Raw genomic sequence first — 12,589 nt, forward strand, 5'->3', positions numbered from 1 at the left:
CTGCTTGGGAGTATTCTGATGTACATTATGCAATCATCCCATAAGCGGTTAGTCCTTCGAATAATCCCGTACCCGCGGAGGAATCAGCGAGACATCTACTGCTTCATAAGAGATTTGCGGGCCATCCGCGCTCCATGTCGCTTTAGTCGTCTTCAGGAACTCCTCGTCGTTGCGTGTCGGGAATTCCGGTTTGTAGTGCGCGCCGCGGCTTTCGTTCCGCAGCAGCGCCCCGAGGGTCATCGCCTCAGACAGCTCCAGCATGTTCCAAAGCTGGCGGGTGAAGGCCACACCCTGGTTGTTCCAGCGGGAAGTATCATTCATGTTGATGTTGCGGTAACGCTCCTTAAGCTCTTTAATTTTGCCGATGGTCGCTTCCAGCTTGACGTTGTCACGCACAACGGTCATATTTGCGGTCATCCATTCGCCCAGTTCCTTATGAATCACATAGGCGTTCTCCGTGCCGGACATCGCCAGCAGGGACTCGTATTTGTCAGTCTGCTTCTTGTGGAAGCTGTCGAACACGGTGGAAGAAATGTCCTGCACCGATTTCTTCAGGCCTTTAATATATTCAACGGCCTTCGGTCCCGAGACCATGCCGCCATAAATCGCCGAGACCAGCGAGTTCGCGCCGAGCCGGTTCGCACCGTGGTATTGGTATTCGCATTCCCCTGCCGCGAACAAGCCGGGAATGTTGGTCATCTGATTGTAATCGACCCACATGCCGCCCATGGAATAATGCACGGCTGGGAAGATTTTCATCGGTATTTTACGGGGATCATCGCCCATGAATTTCTCATAAATCTCAATAATGCCGCCCAGCTTGACGTCAAGCTCCTTAGGATCCTTGTGGGAGAGATCCAGATACACCATGTTCTCGCCGTTGATCCCGAGCCCCTGGTCCACGCAGACATTAAAGATTTCGCGGGTTGCGATATCGCGCGGCACCAGATTTCCGTAAGACGGGTATTTCTCTTCCAGGAAGTACCACGGCTTGCCGTCCTTATAGGTCCAGATACGTCCGCCTTCGCCGCGTGCCGATTCAGACATCAGCCGCAGCTTGTCGTCGCCGGGGATTGCGGTCGGGTGAATCTGGATGAATTCTCCGTTGGCATAATGCACACCCTGTTGATATACAGCACTGGCAGCCGTCCCTGTGTTGATCACGGAGTTGGTCGTTTTGCCGAAAATAATTCCCGGGCCGCCGCTGGCCAGAATGACCGCGTCCGCAGGGAAGGTCTGGATCTCCATCGTCTTCAGGTTCTGGGCGCTGATGCCGCGGCAGACGCGCTCATCATCAAGGACGACGGAAAGGAATTCCCAGTTCTCGCTCTTAGTCACCAGGCCTTCCGCTTCCCAGCGGCGAACCTGTTCATCCAGCGCATACAGCAATTGCTGGCCGGTTGTCGCCCCGGCAAAAGCAGTACGGTGCCGTTTCGTTCCGCCAAACCGGCGGAAATCGAGCAGCCCCTCCGGGGTACGGTTGAACATTACGCCCATCCGGTCCATCAGATGGATGATGCCCGGTGCGGCTTCACACATCGCCTTAACCGGCGGCTGATTCGCCAGGAAGTCACCGCCGTAGACGGTGTCATCAAAATGCTCCCAGGGCGAGTCCCCCTCGCCCTTCGTATTAACAGCGCCGTTGATGCCGCCCTGCGCACAGACTGAGTGCGATCTTTTGACTGGAACCAGTGAGAACAAATGCACATGTGCGCCGGATTCCGCCGCCTTGATGGTAGCCATCAGGCCGGCCAGCCCGCCGCCCACGATAATGATATCGGCTGATGCCATGATTGTTCACTCCTAAAGTTTTGTGAGCATAGACTTCCGAGTATCCGCCTCGTACAAAACTGGCTTCGGAAGCATATGCTTTAGTTTTGTGAGCATACACTTCCTGAAAAGCTTCGTACAAACCGGCCTCGGAAGCATAGGCTGTCAAACATGTAATTATGTCAGCTGTAATTCAGCCTTGTGGATATTTGCATAAATGGCAGCCGCTCCACACTGGAGTATATGCCAACTATTCCTTTTTTAAATAAAAGTCCGCAGGGATTGCAGCGCGGAGGCTGTAGCTTGGAATTCACTGTCACGGAAAGTGACCAGCGACAGCAGGAACATGAAGCTGACAAGGACGAAAAGTCCGAGACAAAGAATAGAGGACACTCTTTGTGAACGCGGCCCCACGGTAATCCCCCAGCTGATCAGGAATGACCATAGCCCATTGGAAAAGTGGAAGCAGGCCGCCAGAATCCCAATTACATACACGGCTAGAAGAAGCGGCTGGGTAACGATGTCATGCATTACACTGCCAAGTTCCTCATGCTCCACATTCCCGAGCGCCACCTGGAACCGGGTCTCGAACACATGCCAGACGATGAACACGAAAGTGATGACTCCGCTTACACGCTGCAGCGTATACCGCCAGTTTCTTTCCAGATTGTACCGGTTCAGGTTCGGCTTGGACTGATAGGCGATGTAGAGCCCATAAACCCCGTGGTACAGCAGCGGCAGCCATATGCCGAACAATTCCAGGAAGAAGACTAGCGGCAGGCTGTTGAGCCATAGCACACTGTCTGTGAAGCCGGAAGCGCCACCCTCCACTGCCGCAAAATTCGTCAGCATGTGCTCAAGGAAAAAGCCCCCAAGCGGGATAATGCCGAGCAAGGAATGAATCTTTCTGGAATAAAATCCTCTCATGCAAAGTGTCCCCTTTCCGAATAAAAAACAGCGTTTTCATTAATGAGCATACACCGCCGGGAGTACAGTTGAAACAGGGGAACTAAGGTTTAAAACCATCACCTGAATCTCTATTTTCACCACTATCCATTGCTTTCCCGGACTTTGCTTTATTATTCACAATATGTGAATATCTTGTGTCACTTTTCATGTTACTCTTTTTTCTCTTATAAGGGAATTGCAATCTAATTATTAAACGTTATACAATAATTGCATAAGAATATTTTTAATATGATAATAATTCTCATTTAGAACAGTGATTCCAAAGATTTCGCCGGTCCTTCAACCTTTTTCAAGAAGAGACATCCGTCGCGGCTATGCCTTTTATCACTTTCACTACAGGGACACTGATATAAAGTTATCAGCATTACTACAAGTTGGATGAAAGGAGACCTCTGTTATGTTCGACGATTTGGATATTTTTGCTGCAGTTGTGGAGCATTCCAGCCTTAACCGGGCTTCACGCCAGCTAAATCTGTCCCAGCCCGCTCTCTCCCGCAAAATCTCCAAACTGGAGGAACGGCTGGGCGTCGCCCTGTTCAACCGGTTCGGCAAACGGCTGGAGCTGACCGAGGTTGGCCGTCTCACCTATACTTATGCGCTGGAGCAGCGTCAGCAACGGTCCAAATTTCTGGAGGCATTGTCCAAATTCAGGGAGGGTGAACCGCAGTTCGTGACACTTGGCGCCAGTCTGACGACACTGCAGACCACACTGCCGCCGCTTGTGAACGCCTACACGGAGAAATACCCGGCAGCCGAGCTGAAGCTGATTACCGGAAAAACACATGAAATCGTCTCTTCGGTCAGCGAGGGTAAATGTGATGTCGGCATTATCGCCTCCTCCATACAGGAGCCGGGACTGCGCTGCATCCCGCTGTTCGAGGACCAGCTGCGGCTGGTCGTCTCCAGTCATCATCCGCTGACCCTGCCGGCGAAGCTGACAATGGACCATCTCGCGCGGCTGCCGATGATTCTCTTCTCCAAGGGCACCTGGTACCGCCGCATGACCGATGAGCTGTTCCAGCGCTGCGCCGTTGAGCCGGATGTGCGCATGGAGATCGACTCCTTCGAAGCGATCGTCCGGCTGCTGCCGACGATTAAGGCAGCAGCGCTGCTGCCGAAGTCGTACCTTCGTCCGGAGCTGCTGAACGGAGGCGGGCTGGTCTCTCTCCATATTAAGGAACTGGAGCAGACCCAGCGGACTACCTGTCTGATCTATCAGGGAAGCGGCAGCCTGAGCACCGCGGCACGCTGCCTCGTGCAGGTTACGGAGGAAGTATTCCTGCCTGGACACGAATAACGAGCAAATGCCCGGCAAGCCCCCATATTGCTATGGATCGGCCTGCCGGGTATTTGCGCTTACACGGGCAGTTATTCTGCTATATTGAGCGCCAGCTTGTAATTCAGTTTGAATACAGGCCCGCAGATACTGGAATTAACGGAACTTGCCTGCGTCGATCGCTTCTTGCTTCTCGTCGAGAATTTCCTGGTAGCCTGCCTTCAGGTAAGTCTCTTTAGCTGCTTCATAGGTCGCATCGAATTCAGCTTCCGGAGCAAGCACACACTTCACATACAGATCCTGAAAGAGTGAGTTCAGATCGGCTTTATACTCATTTACCTTCTCAAGCACAACGGTGAACATGGCATCCGGTGTGCGGAATTCCGCAACCTCGTTGTAGTATTTCACCATATCATCGGCGAGATTCTCGTAGCCGGCCGGTGCCCAGTTGCGGAGATTCGCTTTGAGGGTCTTGTCAGCTTCCGGATATTGCGCGATTTCAGTCACGAGGCCCCAGTAGTCCTTGTTATTGTTCTGTGCCAGGACGGATTCGCCCTTATAATCTGCTTTTTTTACAGCGATACCGTCTGCGTCAAGCGTATAGTTTTCGCCTTCAACACCGTTCTGGAACTTGAACAGATTTTCCGGCTGGCTGAGCCATTCCAGATACATCCAGACTGCAGCGCGCTCCTCAGGCGAGGTTTCATAGTTGATACCCATGATGAAGCCAAACGGCCAGTAAGCGCGTCCTTGAGGCTTGAGCCCCTCAGGAACACCTGCAAAAGGCGGCACTACAGCAAATTCGGCGTCCGGGTTGTTCGCCAGGGTAGCAGCAAAGACGTCTGTATTGTTCGTGAGATAGAATCCGTAGTTACCTGTTTTTCCGGCAACGAATTCGGATTTAATCTTATTATCATCGTTACGCAGATAGAATTCCTTATCGATAAGGCCGTTATTGTACTGATAGTTCATATTACGCAAGAAACGCTCAGTGTCGGCGCTGGTCAAATCAGCAACGCTCAGATCTGAATAAAGCGCGCGGTATTTCGGATCGACGGGCCAATCGCGGAAGGCGTAGTTGTAGTTGAAATTGTTTTGAAGCAAGCTGCCGCCAGTCACTCCCAGTCCGGCTTCTTTCCATTTCAACAGCATCTCATTGTACTTCTCAAGAGAAGTCAAATCTTCCACCTTCATGCCAACCTTCTCCACCCAGTCTTTGCGGATGATGGATGTGAAATTGTCAGCTTCGGGACGTGCGGCGAAGAAGAAGGTATTCTTATCGTCTACAACACCATATTGTTTGATCGTTTCGCCCATACTTTTCCAATATGTCGGTGCATAATTCTCGATTTCAGCATAGTCGAGCGGCTGCATAACATCCTCGCCGTAATAGGTAAGTGCCTGTGGCATATCATAGTGGAAAATAATATCAGGGGCCTTATGTGACGCCAGAAGCTGCTCGTAATCGGTCACTTCGCTGTTGCGGGTAATCGGCACGTAATTGACTTCGATATTGTATTTGTCACCGAATTCCGCTTGAACCCAGCGGGTATAATAGTTGTCGGTTACATTCCAGCCCTCGAAAGCCCGCTCATAAACCGGGATATCCAGACTAACCTTCTTCTCAAAACCCTTCGTATAATCAGGATAGCTTCCTTCGCTCTGATTATTGGCTGCCGCCGTCTCAGCAGGACTGTTAGGCTCAGCACTCTGATTATTGTTATTCCCCCCGGAGCATCCGGCCAGCATACCGGCCGTCATGACAGATGCCATCATTAACGAAACAACTCTTTTTTTGTTCATCGCAATTCCCCCAATTTTAAATTTCGGACTGTAGAATTACTATTCTGGAACACAAGATTACTCTTTGACTGCTCCGAGCATAACGCCCTGAACGAAGTATTTCTGAACAAAGGGATAGACGCAAAGAATGGGCAGGGTTGCAAATACAACGACTGATGCTTTTAAGACTTCCGGATTACTAAGAGATACCTGAGTGGCTTCCAATTGGAAGCTTTCACTGGCCTGAATGACCAGATAATACAGCTTGAGCTGCAGAGGCCGGAGTGAGATCTCATGCTTGATATAGAACAATGCATCCTGGTAAACATTCCAGCGTCCAACCGCGTAGAAGAGAGAGAGTGTCGCGATAATCGGTTTGGACAACGGGATAACAATGCTGAGCAGGATCCGAAAATGCCCGGCACCGTCGATCCGTGCAGATTCTTCCAGACTTACGGGAATACCGCTCGTTAGAGAGGTCTTCATAATCAGCAGATTGAAGGCGCTGAACGACAACGGTAAAATCAGTGACCATATCGTATCCATCAGTCCCAGATTGTTAATGTTCATATAGTCCGGGATGATACCTCCACTAAAGTACATCGTGAACAAAAAGATGAAGGTGATTACTCTACGGCCCTTCAGCTGAGATCTGGACAGCGGGTACGCGGCGCAGATGGTCAGAACCATCCCCAGTATGGTGAACAGCACTGTCACTATAACTGAGATGTACAGTGAACGGAGTATACTGGCATCCGCGAAGATTTTCTTGTACGCTTCTATGGTGAAGCCCTGCGGCCATAGAAAGACCTTATTTGCAATGACAAAGGAGTCAGAGCTCAGGGATTTCGACACAACATGAAGAAACGGCAACAAGCACGCTAGCGAAGCAATGATCAGAACGAGGCGGATCAGCAATTCCCAGATGTCCAAACGCCCTTTACGTGGTGCGGCAGGGTTGCCGGTTAATGCTCTCATGGTTTCTCTCCTTTCTATAAAATTCCATCCTCGCCGAGCTTCTTAGCCACGCGGTCAGCCGTTATTACAAGAAGAATACCAATGACGGACTGGAAAAGTCCTATCGCTGTCGCCCGGCTGAAATTGCCGCTTTCGATCCCCCAACGGTACACCAGAACCGGTATGGTCGTTGTGTACTCTGTGGTGGCCTTGTTCTGCAGAACGAATATACGCTCGAACGAGCCCTCCATTATCTTCCCCAGGTTCATGATCAGCAAGGTTACAATGGTTGCACGGATGGAAGGAACTGTGATATTCCATACCTTTCTCCAGCGTCCTGCTCCATCAACGGTTGCGGCTTCATACATCTCCGGGTTAATACCGCTAATGGCCGCCAAATAGATGATGGTCCCCCACCCCATGCTCGACCACACACCGATTGCCAGGTAGCTGATCAGCCAATGCGTATCTTCCTGGAGGAACGGAATACGATTACCGCCCATAAGTTCAATCAAATTATTGACGACACCGTTTCCTTGACTAAGCAGCTGGTAAGCGATCGCCCCGATAATGACCCAGGACAGGAAGTGCGGCAAGTACAGCATGGTTTGGTTTACGCGTTTAAACCTTACGCTTTTGACTTCATTCAGCAGCAGAGCCAGTACAATCGGCATCGTGAAGCTGAATATGAGATCAAGAATATTGAGCATCAGCGTATTGCGGACAGCACGGGTGAAGTCTGGTTTGGAGAAAATATCCCGGAATACTTCAAAACCAACCCATTCACTGCCCCAAACCCCTCTTGCAATCTTGTAGTCTTTAAAAGCGAGCACAAGTCCTGTCATCGGCAGGTATTTGAATACGATTACAAAAGATAATGGAATTAATAATAGTAAATAGAGCTGCCAGTCACGCTGTAAGAAATACCCGAGTCCCTGTTTGTTTCTTAATAAGGCGGTTTCATTTGTTTTTGAAGCGCTTGCAACTTTCAAACTTTCACCTCCTCCACCAAATTATCTCCTTGCCGGTTGTGTTCACCAGCTCGAGTTCAATGCTATCCCCTTTGTCTGGTTTTGAAAATCATGAGTATTGATGATCCCCATCAAATTTGATCGGGCCGCGGTTTTAGCGGCATCTGCAGCATCCTGATGATCAATTATGATAGGTATTCCCAAAAATAAAACGCTTTCATTAACAAAAAAAAGCCGCCGGCTGCCGGCCTGGAGCAGGCTCCTAGGAGCTCTTGCTCTTGGCCGACTTGTAGCTGCTCGGCGGCATGCCTTCGTACTTGCGGAAAAACCGGTTGAAGCTCTGGACATTATGATAGCCAACCTCTGCTGCAATCTGCTTGATTGTCAGGTCGGTATCCAGCAGCAGTTCTTTGGCCTTCTCGATACGCAGCTGATTAAGATAATCAATCATGCTGTTTCCGGTTAGCTCATACACGATCTTGCGCATATAAGAGTAGCTGATGCCGATTTCTTTAGCCATATCCTCAAATACAATTTCTTCACGGTAATTTTCCTTCAAATATTGAATGATCCGTTCTCCATGATTGGTTTCACCCGTGCTGCGGTCCAGACTCTGTACGATTTCACGGAAAATTTCATGCAAATATTCCTCAAGCTCATCAAGCGTATCCATCGCAGCCAGAATAGTGTATATGTTGCCTTTGCCCATAATCATTCTTCCGGTAGCTATATGATTCTCACGAAGATGCTTGATGGTCGCACCTATCAGCTGGTGATAAATGAACATGATATTATCATAGGAAATATTCTCTTCCGAGCTGATCTGACAGCGGATGCTCTGAAGCTCTTTAAAAATCCCGTCCAGGTTGCCGGCGTCCAGGAAATTGAGAATCCGTCGCTCACTGCAGTCGAAGTCGATATATTTACGGCTGTTCTCCCCCTCATCCTCCCAGTACATGATGCTGCCGGCACCATTAATCATCCGCTGCTTAATCAATTCCATCGCTTCAAACAACCGCTGGGCAACCATTTCGGGTGCATCAGCCAAATTACTTAATCCGATCGTGACCGAATGCTCCAGCAGCGCAAGCGACTGATCCCTGACCTTTTCCAGCGCCTGATGAATCAGGCCGCTGCTCCGCTCATCCTCACCCGGAGCAAAGTTCATCACAATTACAATACAGCCGTCGTTATGATAGACAGAACGGGCCAGAATTCCCTCTGGAAAGAAGCTTTCATACTTCGTATTAAGCAGATACCGGTGGTAGCTGCGTGTCTCCACATTGGTATTGCCCACATATACTCTATACTGGTCAATGGCGACAACGGCGATTCTGTAACAGGCTTCCGGAAAAACCTCCGTGATCCGGGGCGGAATCTCTCCGCGCAAAAGACGGTGAACGGTGAGACTGCGGGTATCCTGCTCCCGCTCCTGCAGCAGCTGGAACAGACTGTCCTCTTCCTCCTGCATTCGTTTGAACGCCATATCCAGGAAGGCAAGCTCATTCTTATTCACCACACCCAAATCGCTTTTGGAGCGTATCGTCCGCACCAGCTGCCTCACCGGTCTGGAGAGCCAAGTCGCGAGAACGACAGCCATAACTGTCCCCAGCAATATAATAGCACCCGTAAGCAGAATGATATTCCCCTGCATATCACGTGATTTGGTCATCAGCTCATCCATAGAACTCCAGCTTACATTCCACCATCCGGACAATGAAGAGCGGCTCCAGGCGTAAACCATCCGTTTGCCATCAAGCTCACGGAATGTATAACCTTCACTTGGTTCCTGGGTCAGCATATCCCGAATAAAGGGCAGCTCATAACCGTCAGTGAGCAGCTTCGACTTGTCCTTGTATGATATTATTGTGCCGTCCGATGCCAGAAGCAGGTGGTTGCTGTCTCCGACTTCTGTTTCATGCAAATATTTACCGATCTGGCTCTCGCTTATATTAACGATGATTAATCCGTGCGTGGTGGAAGACAGACGATTGAGCGGATACACGTACGATACAACATTGACGCCCGAGTCCAGCTTGCGGGGAACCCATACGCCGCTGATTCCTCTCCGCCCCTCAAGGGCTTCTGTTGTCCAGCTGATCGACTCATACCGCTCCAGCTTCGTGATCCCGTTGTCAGTAGAAATAACATAATCCGAATCATTCAAGTAGAAGTAGGAGGATTCCGTCCCATCTACCCGGCGGTTCAAATTCATCAACTCCTTCATAACGGTCAGCGCGCTGCTCACGTTATTGTAATTGGAGTTGAGTTCTTCGAACGTCTCGAAATTGCGAATGCGGTCAAAAACGTTAGTTGCAGCCGAACGTGCCGTATCCTGCGCCAGGTTAGCGAGCGCGCTCTCGTTCAGCTTGCGGTTGGCATTCAGCCCGGCGAGTGTGGATTCTCCGATGGCCTCCTCTGAGTTCTGTAAAAGCTGTGCCCCGCTGTACCACGTCAGGATGGCTGTCGGAATGGCCATGACGCAGAATAAAATCAATGCCAGCTGCAGCAGCATCGGTGTTTTTTTCATTTTTGCTCCCCTTATGATTTCTATAGAAATGTAGATTGAACACTACTTCCCGTGGACGTACTCCATGACAAATCCGGTATTCACACGAGCACCAACAGCAGCAGTATTTACTGTTACCGCTTACATTTAAATTTAAAACGGATAACCCGGCTATTGTTATTTTATCATTATAAAAAACATTTTAAATATATGTATAGGAAAAATTTTCAAACAAATCAGGAAAATTGACGATGCTACAGCCGGATTCCCCTTGACACTGGACCTATTTCCCCTTAAGGTTAGTTACATAAGTAATTAACCAGTTAGGTGGTGAAGCATTGGGATTTCAAATGGATGACACCCGGCCAATATTCGTACAGATCGCAGAGCGAATAGAAAATGACATCATAGATGGAACCATACCGGAAGAATCTCAGGTGCCTTCCACGAATCAGTTCGCTTCGTTTTATGGCATCAATCCGGCGACAGCAGCCAAAGGCGTGAATCTGCTCGTGGAGCAAGGAATATTGTACAAGAAGAGGGGAATTGGGATGTTCGTGGCAGCAGGTGCGCGTGCGGACTTGACGGATAAGCGCAGGCAACAGTTTTATGAGCAGTATGTGGTGGCCATGATCCGTGAAGCCGGCAAGCTCGGCATTACGGCCGAGCAACTGTCCGAAATGATCCGCAAGGGGGATGAGAACCGATGATGATCACCAGGAAGATGATTGAGACGAAGGCAGCACTGCCCGAGGCAGAGCTTGAGCTGAATCAGGTCAGCAAGGTATTCCGCGGAGGCCAAGGGGTGCATGATGTCTCTCTTACGCTTGAACCGCAGGTGATTCATGGACTGATCGGAGCCAATGGCAGCGGCAAAACCACCCTGCTGTCACTTATAGCCGGCCAAAGGTTCCCTGACAGCGGACAAATTACCTACGGCGGTGCTCCCGTGCATGAGAATGCCGCTGCCCTCAGCAGTATTTGCCTGGTCAAGACCTATGAACGTTCCTGGGATAGCTACACCCTAAAGGACATCTTCAACTATGCCTCATTTTTTTATCCGAATTGGGATGGCGAACTGGCCGAGAAACTGATGCGCAAGTTTCAGCTGGACAACAAAAAGAATTACCAGCAGCTGTCGCGCGGCGGTCAATCAATGGCGGGAATCATCAAGGGCCTGGCCAGCCGGGCTCCGCTGACGCTGCTGGATGAGCCGGTAATCGGCCTTGACGCCTCGATGCGTGAAATCTTTTACCGGACACTGCTTGAGGATTACGGCAAATTCCCCCGTACTTTTGTAGTAACTACACACCTGATCGAGGAAGCGGAGAACCTGTTTGAACGAATGACTTACATCAAAAAAGGCCGCATCGCCTTCCAAGGCCCTGTGGAGGATTTTGCCGCCAATGCTGCCTATGCTTCTGGGCCTGCCACGATACTGGAGGCGTTGTTGAAGGACGCGCGAGTGCTGCACAGCGAACGCCTGGGCGGCAAACTCCTGCTCACCTTGGAAGATCTGTCAGACCCTTCCGAACGCAAATTGCTGCAGGATCAGGGCGTAGAGCTGTCTCCGGTTCCACTGCAAAAGCTGTTCGTATATCTGACACTGCGCGATGCAGAGAACAATCAAGGAGGCGGAAATTTATGAGTACCCGGAGTTTAATTAAATTCCAACTGAAAGATTACCGCAGAGGATCCTTGATTCTGCTGAGCGTACTTGTTCTTGTCGACATCGCCATGGTGCTGCTGCTTAAGTTCCTGCCTTCCATGGATGCTGGATCAGCGGATAACATTTTCAGCGTCAACCGGAATATCATTACCATCTTCTCCATCGTTAGCATGATTGTTACGGTAGCTATCACCTTCCCGCTAATGAGCAGCTTCAGTGTGACGCGCCGCAATTTCTATGTCAGCACGCTGCTGGCCCTCCTGGGTTTCTGCATTTCGGCTGCGCTGGCGGAGAGCATCCTGTATCTGATTTGCCGGGCAGTTCTGCCTTCCATAGGACTCCCGGTTGAAGTGGACCGGCCTTTATTGCTCTCTTGGTACATGTTCACACTAACCTTACTCGAAATCTCAATGGCCACCTTCCTGATTGGCTCCTGTTTTTACAGATTCAAATTAGTCATCGGAATCCTCTCGGCCATAATATATTTTGGATTGATTGAGTTGATCTCCCTCCTGCTGCCTTCTCTGCAATTCATGGATGTATCAGCACTGTTACCGCTTCCTTCGGAGACGTTCCAGCCTGGAACCTCCGTTCTTATGTGGGTTATCACTGCGCTGTTCGCTGTGACCGGCTGGCTGGTTTACCGCCGTACTGACATCCGAATGTAGATTAGATACTGCTGTTAG

The 12,589-nt window shown here is 50.1% G+C and carries 10 protein-coding genes; 4 read left to right on the forward strand and 6 right to left on the reverse strand.

The window, feature by feature from the left end; genetic code table 11:
* Positions 1 to 48: 48 nt before the first annotated feature.
* Both sdhA and MHI45_RS12440 read right to left on the reverse strand, forming a co-directional pair.
* Entirely contained in the window at positions 49 to 1,791 is a 1,743-nt protein-coding gene (gene sdhA, locus MHI45_RS12435; RefSeq protein ID WP_038596075.1) for a succinate dehydrogenase flavoprotein subunit, read from the reverse strand.
* Between the two features lie 240 nt (positions 1,792 to 2,031).
* Entirely contained in the window at positions 2,032 to 2,697 is a 666-nt protein-coding gene (locus tag MHI45_RS12440; RefSeq protein WP_038596077.1) for a succinate dehydrogenase cytochrome b558 subunit, read from the reverse strand.
* Between the two features lie 439 nt (positions 2,698 to 3,136).
* Here MHI45_RS12440 and MHI45_RS12445 point away from each other — a divergent pair, with 439 nt between their 5' ends.
* Positions 3,137 to 4,036 carry a LysR family transcriptional regulator gene (locus MHI45_RS12445; RefSeq protein WP_038596078.1) on the forward strand — a complete coding sequence of 300 codons (900 nt, stop codon included), beginning with the start codon at positions 3,137 to 3,139 and terminating at the stop codon, positions 4,034 to 4,036.
* Positions 4,037 to 4,171: 135 nt separating this feature from the next.
* Here the strand turns inward: MHI45_RS12445 and MHI45_RS12450 are convergent, their stop codons facing one another.
* From MHI45_RS12450 to MHI45_RS12465, 4 genes are all read right to left on the reverse strand, one after another.
* Positions 4,172 to 5,818: an ABC transporter substrate-binding protein gene (locus tag MHI45_RS12450; RefSeq protein WP_076112503.1), complete on the reverse strand. Its 1,647-nt coding sequence runs from the start codon at positions 5,816 to 5,818 to the stop codon at positions 4,172 to 4,174.
* Between the two features lie 57 nt (positions 5,819 to 5,875).
* Positions 5,876 to 6,775: a carbohydrate ABC transporter permease gene (locus tag MHI45_RS12455; RefSeq protein ID WP_076112504.1), complete on the reverse strand. Its 900-nt coding sequence runs from the start codon at positions 6,773 to 6,775 to the stop codon at positions 5,876 to 5,878.
* A 14-nt stretch (positions 6,776 to 6,789) separates the two neighbouring features.
* Complete coding sequence (locus tag MHI45_RS12460; RefSeq protein WP_076112505.1) at positions 6,790 to 7,746, reverse strand: ABC transporter permease; 957 nt, start codon at positions 7,744 to 7,746, stop codon at positions 6,790 to 6,792.
* A 241-nt stretch (positions 7,747 to 7,987) separates the two neighbouring features.
* Positions 7,988 to 10,255, reverse strand: coding sequence for an AraC family transcriptional regulator (locus MHI45_RS12465; RefSeq protein ID WP_076112506.1), 2,268 nt, complete (start codon positions 10,253 to 10,255; stop codon positions 7,988 to 7,990).
* Positions 10,256 to 10,584: 329 nt separating this feature from the next.
* Here MHI45_RS12465 and MHI45_RS12470 point away from each other — a divergent pair, with 329 nt between their 5' ends.
* Genes MHI45_RS12470 through MHI45_RS12480 form a run of 3 tightly spaced genes read left to right on the forward strand, consistent with a single transcriptional unit; the run spans position 10,585 to position 12,571 of the window.
* Positions 10,585 to 10,944 (forward strand): GntR family transcriptional regulator, encoded by a 360-nt coding sequence (locus tag MHI45_RS12470; RefSeq protein ID WP_179091801.1) that lies wholly within the window; start codon positions 10,585 to 10,587, stop codon positions 10,942 to 10,944.
* Positions 10,941 to 11,882, forward strand: a complete 942-nt coding sequence (locus tag MHI45_RS12475; RefSeq protein ID WP_083675777.1) for an ATP-binding cassette domain-containing protein — start codon at positions 10,941 to 10,943, stop codon at positions 11,880 to 11,882. Before MHI45_RS12470 ends, MHI45_RS12475 begins: the two co-directional genes overlap by 4 nt.
* A complete protein-coding gene (locus MHI45_RS12480) occupies positions 11,879 to 12,571 on the forward strand; it encodes a hypothetical protein (RefSeq protein WP_076112507.1) in 693 nt (230 codons plus the stop codon). The genes MHI45_RS12475 and MHI45_RS12480 overlap by 4 nt, the downstream gene beginning before the upstream one ends.
* Positions 12,572 to 12,589 lie beyond the last annotated feature (18 nt).

Origin of the sequence: Paenibacillus sp. FSL H3-0321 (genome assembly GCF_038002865.1) — a bacterium.
Taxonomy (GTDB): Bacteria; Bacillota; Bacilli; order Paenibacillales; family Paenibacillaceae; genus Paenibacillus_AQ.